The following is an 18,410-nucleotide window of genomic DNA, read 5'->3' on the forward strand; positions in this document are numbered from 1 at the left end:
TGACAATCCCGCAGCTCGCACGAGACCCGGAGCCCGCCGCAACTGTGCCTACAGACCGAGCTGGCGCTCGGCCGCGTCGACGGTCTGGGCGAGCAGCACGGCGATGGTCATCGGGCCGACTCCGCCGGGGACGGGGGTGATGAGGGAGGCGCGCTCGGCGGCGCTCTCGAAGTCGACGTCGCCGACGTTGCCGGGGTTGTAGCCGGCGTCGATGACGACGGCGCCGGGCTTGATGTCCTCGCCCTTGATGAACTGCGGCTTCCCGACGGCGGCGACCAGGATGTCGGCCTCGCGGATCGCGGCGGACAGGTCGGTGGTGCGGGAGTGGCAGTAGGTGACGGTCGCGTCGCGGCCGAGGAGCAGCAGGCCGGCCGGCTTGCCGAGGATGGCGCTGCGGCCCACGACCACCGCGCGCTTGCCGCTGAGCTCGACGTCGTACGCGTCGAGCAGCCGCATGATGCCGCCAGGGGTGCAGGACTCGAAGCCGGGGAGGCCGAAGCCCATGGCGGCGAAGGAGGCCATCGTGACGCCGTCGACGTCCTTCTCCGGGGCGATGGCCTCGAAGGCGGCGCGCTCGTCGATGTGCGGGCCGACCGGGTGCTGCAGCAAAATGCCGTGGACGTCGGGGTCCTCGGAGAGTGCCGTGATCGCCGCGACGAGCTCCTCGGTGGTCGTCTCGGCGGGTAGCTCGACGTGCTGGGAGCGGATTCCGGCCTTCGCGCAGCGGTTCTGCTTCATCTTGACGTACGTGACGGAGGCCGGGTCGGCGCCGACGAGCACGGTCGCGAGGCAGGGGGTGACGCCGGTACGGCGGGTGATCTCGGCGGCGCGCACGGCGGTCTCCTCGACCGTGCGGCGGGCGAGCGCGGTGCCGTCCATGAGGCGTGCGGTGCTGGTGGACATGGGCCACTCCTGGGCGTCGTCGAGGAACGGTGGTTCGCCCAGGCGCACGGCTGCGACACGGCCGCGCCGGGTACGCGCGTCCGCCGGACCGCTCCCCGGTGGTGATCCACCTCAAGCGCCAGTCACGGCCCGAGCACCACTGTACGTGACGGGACTGGGGCGGGTACCGGTCAGGGCGCACCTGCGGGCCTGCCCGGCGGCTTGTCGGCAGGCCGCGCGCGCACGACGATGACGGCCACGTGACGAACGACCTCGCCGGGAGGCCGAGTTGAGCGACGGGTGGGCGGCAGCGACGCGAGCCGGTGCGGCGGCGGGCGCCGGTGGGACGGCGGGAGCCGGTGCGGGGGCGCCGGTCGGTCGGGGGGCGCGATCCGGTGGGGCCGGCGCGGCCCGGCCGGCCGGGCTGCGGGGCCGGGCCGGGTCGGAGGGCCCGGCCGTGTCGGAGGGCATGGCCGTGTCGGAGAGCATGGCCGGGGCGGAGGGCATGGCCGGGGCGGAGGGCATGGCCGGGGCGCAAGGCACGACCGGGGCGGCGGTGCGGCGGGCGCACGAGGCGTTCACGGCGGGCGGCGGGGGCCGGAGCGGTCCGGGCACGCTGCCGGTGTCGCCGTCCGTCCGGCCGCTGGTCGCCGAGTCGTGGCGGCGCTCCGTACGGGCCCGGGTGAGCCCGGACGGCGCGGCCTGCATCGAGCTGGACGAGGAGGAGCTGGCCGGGCACAGGGAGGGCCATCCGCTGGCGGCGGTGATGCCGGTCATCCGCGAGCTGATGGGGGCATACGCGCGGGACGGCGAGCATCTGCTCGCGGTGTGCGACGCGGCCGGCCGGATGCTCTGGGTGGAGGGGCACCCGGGGACGCTGCGGAAGGCCGGCGGGATGAACTTCGTCGCCGGCTCGCGCTGGTCCGAGACGGCGGCCGGGACGAACGCGCCGGGGACCGCCCTCGCCGTCGGCCGACCGGTGCAGGTGTGTGCGGCGGAGCACTTCCGGCGACCGGTGCAGGCGTGGACCTGCGCGGCGGCGCCCGTGCACGATCCGCACAGCGGTCGGGTCCTGGGGGCGGTGGACATCACCGGCGGAGACGGGCTCGCGCATCCGCACAGCCTGGCGTTCGTGCAGGCGGTGGCACGGGCCGCCGAGTCGCAGCTCGCCCTCGTCTCCCCCGCCCCGGCGGCCGGCGGCCGACCGCGGCTCACGACACTCGGCCGGGACGAGGCCCTGTTGCACGTGGCGGGGCGGCGCCTGCGGCTGAGCCGTCGGCACAGCGAGATCCTGGTGGTCCTGGCGCACCGGCCGGAAGGGGTGGGCGGTGACGAGCTCCTCACCCTGCTCTACGAGGACGAGTCGGTGACTCCGGTGACCCTGCGGGCGGAGCTGTCCCGCCTGCGGGGGCTGCTCGGCCCCGAGGTGCTGGCCTCGCGCCCGTACCGGCTGACGGAGGAGGTGGACGCGGACTTCGCGACGGTGGACCGGCGGCTGGCCTCGGGCGCGCTCGCCACCGCCCTCGCCGAGTACGCGGGCCCGCTGCTGCCCGGTTCGCGGGCGCCGGGGGTGGTGCGGCTGCGGGAGCGGCTCGCCGGGCGGTTGCGGGCGGCCCTGGTGGACCGGGGCGATCCGGGGCTGCTCGCCGACTGGGCGTACAGCGCGTGGGGCGAGGACGACCTGGCGGTCTGGCGGGCGCTCGCCTCCGCCGTTCCGGCGGACCGGGCCGCGGCCGTACGGGCGGGGCTCGACGCCCTCGACGCCGAACTGGGATCCGGCGCAACGGGGTTGCAACGTCCGGCGGCCCACACTCGCCGCTGAGCGCCGGCCAGGGACGGCCGGACGCGGTCCGAGGGAGGCCATGCCCATGACCCGTTACGCCGCACCCGGTGCCGAGGGTTCGCCCATGTCGTACGAGGCCCGCTACGACCACTGGATCGGTGGTGAGTACGTCGCCCCGGCGCGCGGGCGGTACTTCGAGAACCCGAGCCCGGTCGACGGGCGTCCGTTCACCGAGATGGCCCGCGGCACCGAGGAGGACGTGGAGCGCGCGCTGGACGCGGCGCACGCGGCGGCACCCGGCTGGGGCCGCACGGCCCCGGCGGAACGCGCCCAGGTCCTGCTGCGGATCGCGGACCGGATGGAGGCGTCGCTGGAGGCGCTGGCGGTCGCGGAGAGCTGGGAGAACGGCAAGCCGGTGCGCGAGACGCTGGCCGCCGACATCCCGCTGGCCATCGACCACTTCCGCTACTTCGCGGGTGCGCTGCGCGCCCAGGAGGGCGCGCTCAGCGAGATCGACGAGGACACCGTCGCGTACCACTTCCACGAGCCGCTGGGAGTGGTCGCGCAGATCATCCCGTGGAACTTCCCCATCCTGATGGCGGTCTGGAAGCTGGCGCCCGCCCTCGCCGCGGGCAACGCGGTCGTCCTGAAGCCGGCCGAGCAGACCCCGGCCTCCGTCCACTTCTGGATGAGCCTGGTGGCGGACCTGCTGCCGCCGGGCGTGGTCAACATCGTCAACGGCTTCGGCGAGGAGGCTGGCAAACCCCTCGCCTCCTCGCCCCGCGTCGCGAAGATCGCCTTCACGGGCGAGACGTCGACCGGTCGGCTGATCATGAAGTACGCGGCGGAGAACCTCAAGCCGGTCACCCTGGAGCTGGGCGGCAAGTCGCCGAACATCTTCTTCGACGACGTGTGGGCGGCGGACGACGACTTCCGCGACAAGGCGCTGGAGGGCTTCACCATGTTCGCCCTCAACCAGGGCGAGGTCTGCACGTGCCCCTCCCGCGCCCTGGTGCAGCGCGGCGTCTACCACGAGTTCCTGGAGGCGGCGATCGCCCGCACGGAACGCATCGTCCCCGGTCACCCCCTCGACACCGACACGATGATCGGCGCGCAGGCCTCCGACGACCAGCTCAGGAAGATCCTCTCGTACCTGGAGATCGGCCAGCAGGAGGGCGCCAAGATCCTGACGGGTGGCCAGCGCATCGAGTACGGCGGGGACCTGGCGGGCGGCTACTACGTCCAGCCCACGATCTTCGAGGGCGACAACCGCATGCGCGTCTTCCAGGAGGAGATCTTCGGCCCGGTCGTCGCCGTCACGTCCTTCACGGACTTCGACGACGCCGTCCGCACGGCCAATGACACCCTCTACGGCCTCGGCGCCGGCGTCTGGACCCGCGACACCACCACCGCCTACCGCGCCGGCCGCGCCATCCAGGCCGGCCGCGTCTGGACGAACTGCTACCACGCCTACCCGGCCCACGCCGCCTTCGGCGGCTACAAGCAGTCGGGGGTGGGTCGCGAGACCCACAAGATGATGCTGGACCACTACCAGCAGACGAAGAATCTGCTGGTGAGCTACTCGCCGAAGAAGCTCGGTTTCTTCTGAGCGCCTTGGAGGGTATCCCATATGGCAACCCTTGACCGCGCGGAGTTTGACGGGTCGACGCCACCGCGGTCCCCGGCGAGACCGGACGGCGGTATGGCGCAGATGAACGGCTCGACGGCGAGGCTGTCGTGCATGTTCGCGTCGGACAGGGTGAGCTCATCAGGAACCAGACGCTCCGATAGAGCAGCACTCACGGCCGGAATCGTGCCGCACGAACATCAAGTACACGAGACACCGCTAAGCCTTGATCGGTGCGGCCGATCTGGCGGCCTGCTCGATCTTGGCCCAGTAGGCCGCGCGGGCTTCCTCATCGATCTGCTTCTCGTGTTCGGGGCGCATCCCGGTCCGGCCGTCGAGGCCCTCTCGCAGGATATCGGCATGCCCGGCATGCCGGTTGGACTCGCCGAGGACGTGGACCATGACGGCGAACAGGTTCGTGTTGGGGTAGGTTTCCGGCCACCACTGCACGTGGCCGGGGGCGTCGAGGGAAAGCTCGTTGATCGTCGCGTCCGAGTGTTCCCACGTGCGCCGGTAGAACCCGATGATGTGATCGCGGGTCTCGTCCTCGGTCGCCCACAGGTCGCTGCCGTCGGAGTCCTGCCACCGGCACAGCGGTTCCGGGGAAGGGCGGTCGAAGACCTCGCCGAAGTACCTGGCCTCGACGGTGGCCACGTGTTTAACCAGGCCGAGGAGGTTGGTCCCGGTCGCCGTCAAAGGTCGGCGGACGTCGTATTCGGACAAGCCGTCGAGTTTCCAGAGCAGCGCCTCGCGGTCCCGCCGCAGTCTCACGTGCAGGTTGTCCTTCGCGAATTCATCGATCATGCGGCTTGAGCCTTCCATGGGTCGTTCGTGGTCTCAAGATCCTGTACGTGGTCCGCGACGGGCGGCAGAGCCGAGGTGGGCCGGTGCCAGGTGAGGATCCAACCGGCGGTGAGCGCCGCCGCGCCGCCTGCCAGGGCGATCGCGCCGCCTGTTCCGATGCCTGCGGCCACCGAGCCGAAGCAGGCCGGCCCGATGCCCTGAAGCGTCATGCCGCCGGAGCCGAGCAGGCCGAAGGCCTGGCCCTGGCCCTGGCCCTGGCCATCCTGCGGCAGGGCGTCCAGGAGCGGCCGTTGCAGGCCGAGACCGTAGGCGAATCCGAAGCCGCAGAGCAGCAGCAGACAAAACGAGACACCCAGTCCGGGCGCGGCAGCGAAGCCGACCAGCGGCAGTCCCATCAGCGCAGTCAACGGGACTACCAGTCGCTCCCGGGTGGGTGGCCGTAGCAGTCGGCCCACCAGCAGGTCACCGACGAGCATGCCCACCGGCAGACAGCCCATCAGCACCGCGTACCAGCCGGGCGCGAAGTGGTGTCCTCCCGCGTAGGCGACGATCAGGCCTTCCGCGCCGGCTACGAACGCGGGCGGTAGCCACTGCGCCAGCATCAGTCGTCGTACCGTGTGTTCGCGCAGCAGCCGGCCGGCACCGTGCAGGCTTGCCCGGACGGCCCCGCCGTCGCCCCGAGCGCTGCCGGGTGTGCGGCCGAACGCTCCTGGCAGTCGGGGCAGCCGGAGGCGGATAGCGAGCGCGCAGCCCAGGTAGCCGGTTCGGACTGAAGGCGCAGTCCACGGAGAGGGCCGGAGCCGATCCCGGGATGGAGTAGTCCAAATCTTGCTCAAGGCCGGGCCTGCGCCCGCCGCCCGGGCCTGGGAGGCGTCTAGCTTGTCCTGATATGAATGTCGATCGTGACTGTGGGTCAGAGGTATCTGTCGCGCGTCGCCGACTGGTGCGTGCAGGGTTGCGCGGGGCCGCGGCGTTAGGGGCGGGGCTGGTGTGCGGGGCGTCGGCAGCCTCGGGGTCGCGAGCCGGGGCGGCAGCCGTTGGCAGGGCGCAGCCGTGCGGGCCGGGGCGTGCGTGGCGTGAGCTGGTGGCGGGGAACCGGCGGTGGCGAACGTTTCACGAGAGCCATCCGGACCGTGCCGGTAATGTGCGCCGGGAGCTGGTGGGTGGGCAGCACCCGTTCGCTGTGGTCCTGGGGTGCGTGGACTCGCGGGTGCCGCCGGAGTTGGTCTTCGACCAGGGGCTGGGTGATCTGCTGACCGTGCGGTCGGCGGGCGAGGTCCTGGACGAAGCGGTCCTGGGCAGCATCGCGTACGGGGTGCTGGAACTGGGCGTCCCGCTGATCGTCGTCCTGGGTCATCAGGGGTGCGGGGCGGTTGCCACGGCCGTGCACGCCGAGGCCGGCAGCGCTCTCCCGGCGCACATCCGCTACCTGGCGGAGCGGATCCCGCCGGCGATCGATCACGGGCTCGAGGGCGAGGCCCGGATCGACGCGGCGGTCACCGAGAACGTGCGCCGGGTCCGGGCGCGCCCTACCGCTGAGCCGGACCTCGCCGCTCGGGTCGCTGACGGTTGCCTGGCCATTGTCGGTGCACGCTACGAGCTGACCAGCCAGCTGGTGCGCAAGGTGCCCTGATCAGCCATGGTTGGTGAACTTCCCGGCGGACCCGCACCAGCTAGACTTGCAGAGTTATGCAATTTACTAGTTCTGGATATGGTGGACGGGGGTTGCGGTGTGGCCGGATTCGAGGAAGCGGCGCTGGAACGGGTCCGTGTGGCGCGGGCTCGTATCCAGGCTGCGCAGGAGGCTGACGATGCCTTCGAGGAGGCACAGGCCGCGGAGGAGCTGGAGGACGCGCTGCGCGTGGCCCACGACCACGGCGTGGCCACCGACGCCGGGGACAGCCGATGAACCTCGCGGTGCCTTCGGCGGGTCTGGGGTGTCGGTGATGGCCAGGCACCTCCGCGGGCCTCAGCGAGCTCGTGACCAACGCCGTCCGGCACGCTCAGCACTCCCCGGACGCAGAAGTCACCCTCCACATGACCGAGCACCTGCTTGTGGCCTCCGTCGGGGACTTGGACTCGCGCCCGATAACGCCGGCCGAAGCCGGCCGGGCGGCCGGGCAGGGGCTGCGCACGGTGGCTGACCTGGCGCGGACGTTCGGCGGTGACGTCCGTATCGAGCCTTCCTCCGGCGGGTGCGGCAAGACCGTTGTCGTCCGCTTCATCCTTCCGCAAGGCACGCCGTGACCAGCAGCAGTAGAGAGGCCGTCCAGTTGCATGAGATCACTTACCTCGGCATCGGCCCTGAGCCTGAGGTCCGCACGGTAGAGGCAGGCAAGGTCGTGGCCGTCATCGAGTACGCAGGCGAGCACGGCATGCAGTTTCTCGTTCGTCCGCGCCGCGGCCCGGTCGGGGAGCCGGGCACCAGGAAGGAAGACGCATCATGACGGACAACCCGCCCGAGAAGGACACGGCTGCGGAGCACGAGAAGTGGAAGGAGAAGGGCGTTGCGATGCGGGCCTTCTTCTACATCTTCGGCACGCACGTGTTCGCCGGGTTCATCTGGTTGCTGTTCTACGTGGGCGAGCACGCCCAGAAGTGACACCGGGACCGAATGGGGATCCAGGCGCGCCTGGAATGGGGGTTCGGCATGGGAGAGAGCGGCCGTCTTCCGGTGTCAGAAGCGCGTTGAACCCGCACTGATGGAAGACGGCCGCCGCTTGGGGGTGCCGGCCCTGCAGGGCCGGCACCGTGGGGCACCGTTCAGGTGTGGCGGCCGGCCTTGAGGTCGGCCAGGAGTTCGGCCTGACCCTCCAGGACGCCGGAGAGGATGCCGCGGGCGACCCGCAGGAGCTCGGCGATCTGGGGATGGGTCAGGCTGTAGTAGACGTTCGAGCCTTCGCGGCGGGTGACCACCAGGTTGGCCTTGCGCAGGACGGCCAGCTGCTGGGAGAGGCTCGCGGCCTCGACCCCCGCCTCGGGCAGCATCTCGGCGACCGCGTGCTCGCGTTCGGACAGGAGCTCCAGAACGCGGATGCGCACCGGGTGCCCCAGCGTTTTGAAGAACTCCGCCTTCAGCTGGTACAGCGGCGTGCTCACCCGGGTACCTCTGTCCTGACTGCCCATCTCATCCACCAGGAACCGTTCCGTCGTAGGGGCATCCGTTCACCCCTCTTCATACTTCGTGACCTCCACAATTGCAGATCCCTGCAATTCGTGGACCGGCGGGGGTGCCTCCGTGACATTCGACATGCCGCTCATGGTGCAGGTGCCCTTCGTCGTTCTCGTGGAGGGTGGTGCCGGTCTCAGGTGAGGGCGGATGCCTCGGGCGACTGCGGGTCGGGCCAGTCGTCGGTGGTCCACTGCTTGACCGTCCCACGAGCTCCGTGGGCGGCCAGAGCGGCGGCGAGGTCGCAGTGGACGGGCACGGGCGGGCAGGTCGCATCGGGGACGAGCGAGCCGTCGGCGGGGATCGCGGCGAGCTCGAGCCGGCGTCCGCTCTCGCTGAGGCGGCGGGCGGCCTGGGCGACGGCGATCTGCCCGCCGACCGACCAACCCAGCAGTCCTGTCAGGTCGAGAATGACCGGGCCGGTACCCCGGGCGAGCGCCCATCCGATCGCGCCGGCGAACCGGTCGGTGGCGTCCGCGCCGAGATAGCCGGCCAGGGACAACACGCCCAGGTCCTGACGGGTGGTGTAGCGCCATTCGATCGTCATCGTCAGCTCCTCGACATCACAAGGGAAGGGTGATCCAGATGGCCTTGCCACGCCCGTCCGCATCCGCCCGCACGACAGCGGTGCCGCCGAGCTCCATCGTCAGCTCCACCACCATGGCCAGGCCGCTGCCCGGCGCGGTGCCGGGCGCACCGAACAGAGCGGGCTGGTAGGGGTGACGGTCGTGGACGGCGAACGCAAAAGCGCCGGGTCCGTGGGCGTAGGTCACGGTGATCATCGGTGAGGACACAGCGGCGTGACGGACGGCGTTGGTGACCAACTCGGCCACGATCAGCAGCGCCGGTCCCACGCTCGGATGGCGAAGACCCACCCCGCATTCCACGAGGACCAGCTCGGTGGTCTCCCGGGCGATACGCACGGCCGAGCCCAGGGCCGGCACGTCCAGCACATGCCGGTAGGGCATCGCCTCGGCCTGAACACTCACCGGCCCGCCCCCGAGACCGTACGGGCCGGACGGAACCCGGACACGGACTGCGGGTGCAGGCGCAGCAGGGTGTCGTGCGGGCCGTGACTCCAGCCGGGCAGGGTACGCCGGTAGTGGGCGGCCTCGTCCGGGTCGGCGATGACCTCAGCCGGCCCGTGGGCGCTGACCGTCCAGCCGGTCCCCACCGGGGAGCGGATCTCATCGACCTGGTAGGTCAACAACGCCCGGCCGGGGATCGTGGCGGCCTGTACCGGGGCTCGGACGACGAGGCGTCCATACTCCATCACGTGCGCGGCGGGCCGTACGACGGCCACCTCCCGCTGGACGTGGACGAGGCGACCCTGGGCGGAACCTTCGAGGAGCCACAGGGCCTCGGTGCCGGAAACCTCGATCATGCGCAGGTCGGCGGGGACGGTCATCGTGCGGCCTTCCGGATGCGGTGCGGTCGGTGATGCGTACGGGGCAGCAGTCCCGCCTGCTCCAGGTACTTGCGGGCCCCAGCGATCGCCTCCGGGGTGGTGGCGTACTCGCGGCCCTCCAGGCGCAGCAGCTCCAGTGCGCCGACGGCGTCCAGGGCCTGGCGCTGACCGGGCCGGATACCGGAGGTCATCACGGCGACGCCACGCCGGTTCAGCTTCTCCACCGCGTCTTTCAGGACGAGGGCGCCGGTGGCGTCGAGGGTGGTCACCCGCGCCATGCGCAGGATGACGACCTTCACATCGGCGACCTCGGACAGTTCGAGGAGGAAGCGGTGGGCTCCGGCGAAGAAGAGGGGGCCGTCGATGCGGTAGGCGACGATGTGCTCGGCGAGCAGGGCGTGCTCCTCGTCGCTGTGCTCGCCGGGCAGGTCGGGGCGGAAGTCGACCTGCTCCATCCGGGCCTGGCTCGCCACCGCCTTCAAGGCGAGGGCCCCGGCGACGACGAGGCCGATGATCACGGCGTACACGAGGTCGAGGATCAGTGTGGCGGCGGCGGTCAGGACGAGGACGGCGGCGTCGGAGCGGGTCGCCTTCGCCATCGCGCGCAGCGAGCCGACCTCCACCATGCGAATCGCCGTCGCCAACAGCACCCCCGCCAGCGCCGCGAGCGGGATCTTCGAGACGAGGGGGGCGGCGGCGAACACGATCACCGCGAGGACCACGGCATGGGCGAGCGCGGCCAGCCGGGAGGAGGCGCCGGTACGGACGTTGACCGCGGTCCGGGCGATGGCAGCGGTGGCGGGCACGCCGCCGAACAGCGGGGCCGCGAGGTTGGCGACGCCCTGCCCGAACAGTTCCTTCTCCGGGTCGTGCCGCTGCCCCACCGTCATCCCGTCCGCCACCGTCGCGGACAGCAGGGACTCCAGCGCAGCGAGGGCCGCGACCGCGATCGCCGGGGCCAGCAGCGACCCGGATGCGGAAGCATCGAGGAAGGCCAGGGACGGTGCGGGGAGCCCGGAGGGAAGGTCACCGATCGGGGCCGCCGCGTCCAGGTGGAAGAGCTGCGCGACCGCGGTGGCGGCAATGACCGCAACGATCGAGAACGGGACCGTCGGCTTCCACCGGGCGCCGGCCAGCATCACCGCCGCGACACCCACTGACAGGCCGATCGCCGTCCAGTTCGGGAAGGCCACGAACTCCACGAGCGCCCGCCAGGCCACGATCAGGACCTTCTCGCCCTCCGGCTTCTCGACGCCGAGCGCGTTGGGTATCTGCTGGAGGCCGATCACGCACGCGATCCCCAGGGTGAAGCCCTCCACCACCGGTGCCGGCACGTACCGCATGTACTGCCCGGCCCGCAGCAGCGCGAGACCGACCAGCAGGACACCGGCCATCAGACCTACGGTGAGGACGCCGCCGGGTCCGTACTCGGCGACGATCGGCACCAGGACAACAGTCATCGCACCGGTCGGCCCGGACACTTGGAGGTTCGACCCGCCGAACAAGGCGGCGAGCGCACCCGCGACCACGGCGGTGGCCAGCCCCGCCTCCGCGCCCAGACCGGAGGACACCCCGAACCCGAGCGCGAGGGGAAGGGCGACGATCGCCACGGTCAGGCCGGCCAGCAGGTCCCGGCGGGGGCTACGTGCCATCACCGCGTAGTCGGCCCGGGCGGGCAGGACGGAGCGAACCCGACCCAGCACGGCCGTCACCGCAGTGTTCACGCTCACGAGGCCGCAACCTCGGACTCGCGCAGTTCCTCCAGCAGCACGCTCTGCCCCGTCAGGACCTCGGTCAGGATCCGCCGCGCCGCCAGCATCAGCTGCGCCACGTCCCCGCCCGCCGGCTCGTAGACGACCGTCGCGCCGTTACGGGTCGAGGTGACGATCCCCGACCGGCGCAGGACCGCGAGCTGCTGGGACAGGGCGGAGGGCTCGACCTCGATCGCGGCCAGCAAGTCCCGCACCGGCATCGGCCCGTCCTGCAGCAGCTCCAGAACCCTTATCCGCACCGGGTGCCCGAGCATCCGGAAGAACTCGGCCTTGGCCTGATACAGCGGAACCGGCACGGTCTCGCACCCTTCTCACCACCCCGAACGGGGCAAACGCCTGGTGCTGTGCCCGCGGCTACCTACGGACACAGCACATGCAGGATGTATGAAATTGCAGACTTTTGCAATTTGGTATTATGGCTACTCCATCGCGCGGGTGCCCGACGGTCGGCCAGCCGGCCTGCTCCAGGGTGCTCCCGCTTCCCGACGTCCAGAAACCTGCGTGAATGAGCGACATCCTGCCTCCGTGTCCGAAGTGCTCCAGTGAGTACACCTACGAGATGAACGCTCTGGTGGTCTGCCCGGAGTGCGGCCACGAATGGGTACCTGCAGAGAGCGCTGAAGGCGACGCCGGCGCCACCGGGGAGCGGGTGGTCAAGGACGCGGTCGGCAACGTGCTGTGTGATGGCGACAGCGTGACTGTCGTGAAGGCGTTGAAGGTCAAGGGCAGCCCCTCGGGCATCAAGGCGGGCACCAAGGTCCGCAACATCCGCTTGATCGACGGCGTCGACGGCCACGACATCGACTGCCGGATCGAGGGTTTCGGAGCCATGCAGCTCAAGTCGAGCGTGGTCAAGAAGGCCTGACCCGCGCATCGCGCATCCAAGATTGCCGTCTCCGCTGTCTGGAGCCCAGAGCGCACTTCCCCGCCCCCTCCGCCGGCCTGGTGACGAGCACCCCCGTGGCCGGCATAGGAGCGGGTCATGCGGCGGGGGTGCCGTGCAGGGTCTCGGTGTCGACCCGGACGCCGAGCGCTTCACGGAACCGGGCGGCGCGTCCGGCGCGGGTGTCGCCGGGGACGTTCCACCCTGGGCATCGGCCCCGGCCTCCACGCTCAGCACCGGCGGCAGCGAGGACAGGGAACCCCGACCAGGCCGACGTCGGAAAGACCCAGATCCGGCATTCAGCCCCGAGCTGTAGGGCTACATCTCACAGCTGCACATCGCCATCTCCGGATTCATCGCGGCAACCGGCCTCGCCGTGGCAGCCCTGTGGCCTGGTTCGGCGTGCGCCACGGCCACCTGTGGGCGTGGGTCACCGCCGTCGCGGCGCCCGCGCCCCGTAATAGCCGAGTAACGGCCTCTGTCTAGCGTGCCCCTCACCCCCGAAACATCTCCGAGGAGCACACCCTGATGCACCTGCCCCTGTCACCCCGGCGCGCGTCTGTCGCCTGGGCCGCGGCCGCGCTCGTCGCCGCCGCAGTGTTGACCGGCCCGCCCGCCACCGCGGCCGGCTCCCCGTCGTCCGCCCACGTGGACTCCGCCCTCCTGGACGCGGTGGAGAAGGGCGGTGAGGCGTCGTTCTTCGTCGTGCTCAAGGACCAGGCCGACCTGTCCGCCGCCAAGAAGCAGAAGACGCACGCGAAGGCGGCCGAAGCGGCGTACGAGGAACTGCGCGCGCACGCCGGGGCCAGCCAGCGCCCCCTGACCTCCTTCCTCGACGAGGAGAGGGTCGGCCACACCGACTACTGGATCGCCAACGCCGTCCAGGTGACCGGTGGGCGGGACCTCGTCGAGCGACTCGCGAAGCGTTCCGACGTCGCCTCGCTCGTCAAGTCGCGGACCTACCGGCTCGACGAGATCGAGACGTCCGACAAGGAGGTCGCGTCGTCGCGGCTGAACGCGGACGGGACGGACTCCGGCGTCGACGGCGCTCCCGAGTGGGGCATCGCCGACATCAACGCCGACGACGTGTGGAACCAGTACGAGAACCGCGGCGAGGGCATCGTCATCGCCAACGTCGACTCGGGCGTGCAGTTCGACCACCCGGACCTCGTCGCCGGCTATCGCGGGAACGACGGCAACGGCGGCTTCACGCACGACTACAACTTCTACGACCCGACGGGCCAGTGCGGCACGAGCGGTGTCCCCTGTGACAACAACGGGCACGGCACCCACACCATGGGCACGATGGTCGGCAAGAACGGCGTCGGTGTCGCGCCGAACGCCAAGTGGATAGCCGCCAAGGGCTGCGAGTCGTCGTCGTGTTCGGACGCGTCGCTGCTGGACGCCGGTCAGTGGATCCTCGCGCCGACCGACCACAACGGTCAGAACCCGCGCCCGGACCTCGCGCCGAACATCGTCAACAACTCCTGGGGCGGCGGGGACACGACCTTCTACCAGGACATCGTCGAGGCCTGGAACGCCGCGGGCATCTTCGAGGCGTTCGCCGCCGGCAACGACGGCAACGGCACCACCTGCTCCACCGCGCACGCTCCCGGCTCGCAGGCTCCGTCCTACGGCGTCGGCGCGTACGACTCCTCCGGGAAGATCGCGTCCTTCTCCGGGTTCGGCCCGTCTCTGGTCGACGGCTCGATGAAGCCCGACATCTCGGCGCCCGGCGTCAGCATCCGCTCCACCTGGCCGGGCTCGTCGTACAACACCATCAACGGCACCTCGATGGCGACTCCGCACGTCGCCGGTGCGGTCGCGCTGCTGTGGTCGAGCGCGCCGTCGCTCATCGGCCACATCGACGAGACGCGCGATCTGCTCAACGAGGGCGCCCGGGACACCGACGACACGCACTGCGGCGGCACCGCCGACATGAACAACGTGTGGGGCGAGGGCAAGCTCGACATCCTCGCTTCCGTCGACAAGGCTCCGCACACCGCCGTGACGGTCACCGGCAAGGTCACCGACAAGGCCACCGGTTCCGCCCTGCCCGGCATCGTCGTCAAGGCCACCGCGGGCTCCGACACCCGTACGGTCAGCACCGGCCCCGACGGCGCCTACCGCCTGTCGCTCTCCCCCGGTACGTATGACTTCAGCCTCAGCGGCTACGGCTACGCCACCGGGACGGTGTCCGCCGTCGAGCTGGTCACCGGCCGGCCACTGACGCAGGACGTCGCGCTCGACGCCGTACCGACCCACGGGGTCTCGGGCACGGTCCTCGACGTCACCGGCAAGCCGCTGCCGGGCGCGAAGGTCGAGCTGAACGGCTCGCCGATCGCCTCCGCCACCACCGACGCCCGGGGCGCCTACAGCTTCGCCAAGGTCGCCGAGGGTTCCTTCGGCCTGACCGTGACTCCCGCCGCGCCGGTCCTGTGCAATGGCGTCCACACCGGCTCTATCACCGTCGGCACCACCGATCTGATCAAGAACGTGCAGGTCCCGGCCCGCACCGACCACTCGGGCATCAGCTGCGCCCCGGCCTCGTACTCCTGGATCGCCGGCTCCAAGAAGCTCGCGCTGAGCGGTGACGAGGACGCTGCCACGGTCGCGCTGCCCTTCCCGGTGAAGCACTACGGCGTCTCGTACACCTCCGCCTCGGTCACCACCGACGGGCTGGTCGACTTCCTGTCGTCGCGCGTCGGCGACTACGACAACACCGCCCTTCCGACGGCCGGTTCGAACGGCGTGAAGGGCGTCATCGCCCCGCTGTGGGACGACCTGACGCTGGACCGGAAGTCGACCGTGCAGACCGCCACCACCGGCACCACCGGCAACCGCAGGTTCGCCATCGTCTGGAACAACGCCGCCTACGCCGACGGCACCTCGGGCCGCGCCACCTTCGAGGTCGTCTTCGAGGAGGCCACAGGAGCCGTGACCGTGCAGTACCGGTCGGTCCCGGACAAGGGCGCCGGCGCCACCGTCGGCATCGCCGACCAGGCCGGCACCGACGCCCTCCAGTACGCGTACAACCAGCCGGTCCTCACCGACGGCACCGCCATCCGCTTCTCGCAGGGAGCCAAGTAATGCGATCCCCTCTCTCCCGCCGAGGCCTCCGGCTCGCCTCCGCCCTGGTCGCGGCGGGGCTGTGCCTGAGCGCCGCCCCGAACGCCCTCGCCGACGGTGACAGCGGCACGGCCATGACGCTGACCAGCGCCGAGGCCCAGACGCTGGCCGACCATTTCGCGCTCGACCCGAGCGCCGACGCCACCGCGCAGAGCACGGTGAGCCCGGACTACGACGGCGCCCCGACAGCAGCCGCCGAGGACGGCGGCACGACGGCCACCACCGACGCTTCCGGCAGCGCCTCACAGCTGGTCGGCGCGTCCACGGACGCCGCCGACCCGACCACCAAGGTCACCTTGACCGGCACGTCCACGCTGGAAGGCGTGCGCGGCATGGGCGCCACGGTGCCGGTCGGCGAGAACGGCGACTACTTCACCGTTCACAGCATGGGGTACGTGCAGCGTCACGCCGCCGACGGCAGCGAGAGGTGGGCGCGGACCAGCAGCTCGTTCTACACGGACTGGCAGGTGAAGCCGGCCCAGGTGTGGCGGGTGGAGCCGTACCCGGCCCAGATCCTGATGGGCTACAACGCGGTCTCGCCGTTCTCGGCCACCTCCGACTCGGGCTACTCCACGGGTGACCTGACCGGCGACGGAACCCCGGACCTGGTGTTCTCCGCAGTGGTCGGCGCCAACCCCTACCCGCGTCCGTTCGTCGTGCCCGGCTCCTCGCTGAACGTCGGCACGTTCGTCACCGTCCTGGACGGCGCGACCGGCAGGACGGTGTGGTCGAAGCTGTACAACCGTGCCTCCCTGGTCAAGATCGTCGACGGGACCCTGCTGGTCGCCGACGCGCCCCGGATGAACAGCGACTCGCACATCCCGGCCGGAGCCACCGCGACCCTGACGGGCATCCGGTTCTCCGCAGCCGCCGACGGCACGCTCACCCCGGCGCGGACATGGACGTACGACACAGGTGAAGCCCGCAGGGCGAACTGGGGCGACATCCAGGACCTGGGTCGGGGCAAGGCCGCTGTGTCCTGGAACCTCTCCAAGGCCACCGGCGTCGCCGGCCGCGGCCGCACCCTCGTGCTCGACACGGCGGACGGATCCGTCGCCTGGCAGACCGACAGCACGCTCTACCAGCGCAAGCTGCGCCTCGACGCCGGTCGTGGACGGATCGTCGCCCTGGAGCAGGCGGACGCCACCGACGGCATCCGGTACGAGGTCGCCGCGTACGACCTCGGGACCGGCGTGCGCGCCACCCTGGACCGCCGCGAGAACGTGGTGCCCACCGCACTGGCCGTCGGAAACCTCGGCGCGAAGGACGGCGACGAGTACGCCGTCGCGGAGTCCTCGCTCGACGCGTACCGGTTCGTCAACGCCAGCACCGTGCGCGCCGTGGACGGCACCGATCCCGGCAAGGTGCTCTGGTCGAACACGATCAAGCGCGATGCCGCCAACGCCAAGGACGGGCCCAGCGTGTGGGGCCTGCGGGTGGTCGACGGCAAGCTCGTCACCACCGCCCAGGACGACCGCGCCATCCTCGGCGCCGACAACACAGGCGGGGCACGCTACGCCTCGGTGACCGTGTTCAACGGTCAGGGCTCCGTCCGGTGGCAGGAGAAGGGCGTCGCCGGCGCGCCGATGTACCAGGACGCCTACGCCGACGACCAGGGCGTCCACGTCCGCGTCGTCGACCAGGCGCAGAACGTCCGCACGTTCAAGCTCGCCAACGGCAGGACCGAGAAGGTCACGCCGCTGCAGGCCGACATCGCGTACGCCAAGGCCACCGACCTGGACGGGGACGGCACGAACGACCTCGTCATGGGCGGATCGTCCAACGGCGTATGGGCCTATTCCGGGCCGTCGCTGGCGGGCGGCGGCCAGCCGCGCAAGCTGTGGCAGGCCACGGTGCCCGGTGCCGTGCACGGCATCGAGACCGGTGACGTCGACGGTGACGGCAAGCCCGAGATCGTCGTCGCGGCCGACACCGCGACGGTCGTCCTCAACGGCGCCACCGGCAGCACGATCGCCACGATCGCGGCCGGCGAAGGTCGGTTCGTCCGCTCGGCGCGGCTCGCCGACCTGGACTCGGACGGCGCGCTCGACATCCTCGTACCGACCGACAAACTGCGCGCCTACGACGGCCGGGGCGACGAGCTGTGGGCGTACAGCGCGCCGGCGTCGGCGGGCGACGTCCGCTTCACCGACCCGTCGGTCAACGACGGACAGGTCTACGTGTCCTATGCCGGCCTCGGCGCGTGGGACCTGGAGACGCCGGTCACGAACGCCCTCGCGCTCAGCGCCCGGACCGGCGAGGTCCGCTGGAGCGTCGCGCCCAAGGCACCGGAGACCGCGGTCGACGGCATCCGCACCGCGATCCCCAACGAAGGCGTCCTCGCCTCGAAGGAGATCCCGTACGCGGACGGGCACGCGGTGGTCTACCTGTGGGCCGTCCGGGCCCCGCTCAAGCTGTCCACCGACGCCCCCAGCCCGCGCAACTACTTCGAGATCCGGGACGGCCGGACCGGTGAGGTGCTCCACTCGGGCTTCGCGGGCGGCCTGTGGACGCACAACAACTACTTCGCCAAGGACGGGGTGCTGTACGAGGGCGGCACGGCGGCCTTCCGACGCTACGAGGCCGGCGGCAAGGACTCGCAGGCCGGTGTGCTGCCGCAGTCCTACGGCGGCGGGTTCGCCACCGGACCGGGCGGCCGCGAGCTGCTGATCGCCGGTACCGAGGGCGGTCTCTACCTCTGGGACCCGAGCATCTTCGAGTCGACGGCCACCTGGGCCCCCTCGGTCGGCAGCATCGGCCTCATGGGCGCGCGCAACTACCTGGCCGCCGATCTGGACGGCGACGGGGTGGACGAGGCGCTCACGCTCAACGGTGACGACTTCGGCATGCACCGGATGGCCGAGGAGTTCGGCGGTGGCTACCTGATCCCGGACAACGGCATCCACCAGGTCACGACGTACAAGCTCTCGTAGCACGCCCTGACCCGGGCCGG

Annotated in this window: 18 protein-coding genes, 1 pseudogene and 1 riboswitch; of the genes and pseudogenes, 10 read left to right on the plus strand and 9 right to left on the minus strand. The window is 71.2% G+C overall.

The features are described 5' to 3' along the window. Window positions 1-48 precede the first annotated feature (48 nt). Window positions 49-903 (minus strand): tetrahydrofolate dehydrogenase/cyclohydrolase catalytic domain-containing protein, encoded by an 855-nt coding sequence (locus tag AB0M16_RS15745; protein WP_365343030.1) that lies wholly within the window; start codon window positions 901-903, stop codon window positions 49-51. A gap of 29 nt (window positions 904-932) precedes the next feature. Further along, window positions 933-1,039: riboswitch (ZMP/ZTP riboswitch) on the minus strand. 318 nt (window positions 1,040-1,357) lie between these two features. Here AB0M16_RS15745 and AB0M16_RS15750 point away from each other — a divergent pair. Both AB0M16_RS15750 and AB0M16_RS15755 read left to right on the plus strand, forming a co-directional pair. After that, window positions 1,358-2,704, plus strand: a complete 1,347-nt coding sequence (locus AB0M16_RS15750; protein WP_365343032.1) for a GAF domain-containing protein — start codon at window positions 1,358-1,360, stop codon at window positions 2,702-2,704. A gap of 46 nt (window positions 2,705-2,750) precedes the next feature. Then, window positions 2,751-4,274 (plus strand): aldehyde dehydrogenase family protein, encoded by a 1,524-nt coding sequence (locus AB0M16_RS15755; protein ID WP_365343034.1) that lies wholly within the window; start codon window positions 2,751-2,753, stop codon window positions 4,272-4,274. Window positions 4,275-4,511: 237 nt separating this feature from the next. Here AB0M16_RS15755 and AB0M16_RS15760 read toward each other — a convergent pair whose 3' ends face one another. After that, on the minus strand, window positions 4,512-5,096 hold the full coding sequence (locus tag AB0M16_RS15760; protein ID WP_365343036.1) for a DinB family protein: 585 nt from the start codon (window positions 5,094-5,096) through the stop codon (window positions 4,512-4,514). Further along, window positions 5,093-5,854: pseudogene (locus AB0M16_RS15765) on the minus strand (MFS transporter); the annotation flags it as partial. The pseudogene AB0M16_RS15765 and the gene AB0M16_RS15760, both read right to left, overlap by 4 nt. 131 nt (window positions 5,855-5,985) lie before the next feature. Between AB0M16_RS15765 and AB0M16_RS15770 the strand changes: the two are divergent. From AB0M16_RS15770 to AB0M16_RS15790, 5 genes are all read left to right on the plus strand, one after another. After that, entirely contained in the window at window positions 5,986-6,729 is a 744-nt protein-coding gene (locus AB0M16_RS15770) for a carbonic anhydrase (protein ID WP_365343038.1), read from the plus strand. Between the two features lie 99 nt (window positions 6,730-6,828). Next, window positions 6,829-7,005: a hypothetical protein gene (locus AB0M16_RS15775; protein ID WP_365343040.1), complete on the plus strand. Its 177-nt coding sequence runs from the start codon at window positions 6,829-6,831 to the stop codon at window positions 7,003-7,005. Between the two features lie 71 nt (window positions 7,006-7,076). Next, a complete protein-coding gene (locus tag AB0M16_RS15780; RefSeq protein ID WP_365343042.1) occupies window positions 7,077-7,343 on the plus strand; it encodes a hypothetical protein in 267 nt (88 codons plus the stop codon). Continuing rightward, the gene (locus AB0M16_RS15785) at window positions 7,340-7,543 is read left to right on the plus strand and encodes a hypothetical protein (protein WP_365343044.1); all 204 of its coding nucleotides are present in this window, start codon (window positions 7,340-7,342) and stop codon (window positions 7,541-7,543) included. The genes AB0M16_RS15780 and AB0M16_RS15785 overlap by 4 nt, the downstream gene beginning before the upstream one ends. Next, complete coding sequence (locus tag AB0M16_RS15790) at window positions 7,540-7,698, plus strand: DUF6126 family protein (protein WP_365343046.1); 159 nt, start codon at window positions 7,540-7,542, stop codon at window positions 7,696-7,698. Before AB0M16_RS15785 ends, AB0M16_RS15790 begins: the two co-directional genes overlap by 4 nt. A 161-nt stretch (window positions 7,699-7,859) precedes the next feature. Here AB0M16_RS15790 and AB0M16_RS15795 read toward each other — a convergent pair whose 3' ends face one another. The 6 genes from AB0M16_RS15795 to AB0M16_RS15820 form a co-directional block, all read right to left on the minus strand. After that, window positions 7,860-8,195, minus strand: a complete 336-nt coding sequence (locus AB0M16_RS15795) for a metalloregulator ArsR/SmtB family transcription factor (RefSeq protein WP_365343048.1) — start codon at window positions 8,193-8,195, stop codon at window positions 7,860-7,862. Between the two features lie 206 nt (window positions 8,196-8,401). Next, entirely contained in the window at window positions 8,402-8,812 is a 411-nt protein-coding gene (locus AB0M16_RS15800) for an STAS domain-containing protein (RefSeq protein WP_365343050.1), read from the minus strand. Window positions 8,813-8,828: 16 nt separating this feature from the next. Next, on the minus strand, window positions 8,829-9,233 hold the full coding sequence (locus tag AB0M16_RS15805) for an ATP-binding protein (RefSeq protein WP_365343220.1): 405 nt from the start codon (window positions 9,231-9,233) through the stop codon (window positions 8,829-8,831). A gap of 17 nt (window positions 9,234-9,250) precedes the next feature. Then, a complete protein-coding gene (locus AB0M16_RS15810; protein WP_365343052.1) occupies window positions 9,251-9,673 on the minus strand; it encodes a pyridoxamine 5'-phosphate oxidase family protein in 423 nt (140 codons plus the stop codon). Next, window positions 9,670-11,325, minus strand: coding sequence for a SulP family inorganic anion transporter (locus AB0M16_RS15815; RefSeq protein ID WP_365343222.1), 1,656 nt, complete (start codon window positions 11,323-11,325; stop codon window positions 9,670-9,672). The genes AB0M16_RS15810 and AB0M16_RS15815 overlap by 4 nt, the downstream gene beginning before the upstream one ends. Window positions 11,326-11,399: 74 nt before the next feature. Further along, window positions 11,400-11,741, minus strand: a complete 342-nt coding sequence (locus AB0M16_RS15820) for a metalloregulator ArsR/SmtB family transcription factor (RefSeq protein ID WP_365343054.1) — start codon at window positions 11,739-11,741, stop codon at window positions 11,400-11,402. Between the two features lie 209 nt (window positions 11,742-11,950). Between AB0M16_RS15820 and AB0M16_RS15825 the strand changes: the two genes are divergently transcribed. The 3 genes from AB0M16_RS15825 (at window position 11,951) to AB0M16_RS15835 (ending at window position 18,390) form a co-directional block, all read left to right on the plus strand. After that, window positions 11,951-12,310, plus strand: coding sequence for a zinc ribbon domain-containing protein YjdM (locus AB0M16_RS15825; protein ID WP_365343056.1), 360 nt, complete (start codon window positions 11,951-11,953; stop codon window positions 12,308-12,310). A gap of 546 nt (window positions 12,311-12,856) precedes the next feature. Next, entirely contained in the window at window positions 12,857-15,418 is a 2,562-nt protein-coding gene (locus AB0M16_RS15830) for a S8 family serine peptidase (protein WP_365343058.1), read from the plus strand. After that, window positions 15,418-18,390: a VCBS repeat-containing protein gene (locus tag AB0M16_RS15835; RefSeq protein ID WP_365343060.1), complete on the plus strand. Its 2,973-nt coding sequence runs from the start codon at window positions 15,418-15,420 to the stop codon at window positions 18,388-18,390. The genes AB0M16_RS15830 and AB0M16_RS15835 overlap by 1 nt, the downstream gene beginning before the upstream one ends. Window positions 18,391-18,410 lie beyond the last annotated feature (20 nt).

The organism is Streptomyces sp. NPDC051921 (assembly GCF_040680975.1).
In the GTDB taxonomy this organism is placed as follows: Bacteria; Actinomycetota; Actinomycetes; order Streptomycetales; family Streptomycetaceae; genus Streptomyces.

Coding starts and splice junctions, on each gene's coding strand:
- AB0M16_RS15745 (WP_365343030.1), bottom strand. CDS start 903: ATGTCCACCAGCACCGCACGCCTCATGGACGGCACCGCGCTCGCCCGC.
- AB0M16_RS15755 (WP_365343034.1), top strand. CDS start 2,751: ATGACCCGTTACGCCGCACCCGGTGCCGAGGGTTCGCCCATGTCGTAC.
- AB0M16_RS15760 (WP_365343036.1), bottom strand. CDS start 5,096: ATGATCGATGAATTCGCGAAGGACAACCTGCACGTGAGACTGCGGCGG.
- AB0M16_RS15770 (WP_365343038.1), top strand. CDS start 5,986: ATGAATGTCGATCGTGACTGTGGGTCAGAGGTATCTGTCGCGCGTCGC.
- AB0M16_RS15790 (WP_365343046.1), top strand. CDS start 7,540: ATGACGGACAACCCGCCCGAGAAGGACACGGCTGCGGAGCACGAGAAG.
- AB0M16_RS15800 (WP_365343050.1), bottom strand. CDS start 8,812: ATGACGATCGAATGGCGCTACACCACCCGTCAGGACCTGGGCGTGTTG.
- AB0M16_RS15805 (WP_365343220.1), bottom strand. CDS start 9,233: ATGCCCTACCGGCATGTGCTGGACGTGCCGGCCCTGGGCTCGGCCGTG.
- AB0M16_RS15810 (WP_365343052.1), bottom strand. CDS start 9,673: ATGACCGTCCCCGCCGACCTGCGCATGATCGAGGTTTCCGGCACCGAG.
- AB0M16_RS15815 (WP_365343222.1), bottom strand. CDS start 11,325: ATGGCACGTAGCCCCCGCCGGGACCTGCTGGCCGGCCTGACCGTGGCG.
- AB0M16_RS15825 (WP_365343056.1), top strand. CDS start 11,951: ATGAGCGACATCCTGCCTCCGTGTCCGAAGTGCTCCAGTGAGTACACC.
- AB0M16_RS15830 (WP_365343058.1), top strand. CDS start 12,857: ATGCACCTGCCCCTGTCACCCCGGCGCGCGTCTGTCGCCTGGGCCGCG.
- AB0M16_RS15835 (WP_365343060.1), top strand. CDS start 15,418: ATGCGATCCCCTCTCTCCCGCCGAGGCCTCCGGCTCGCCTCCGCCCTG.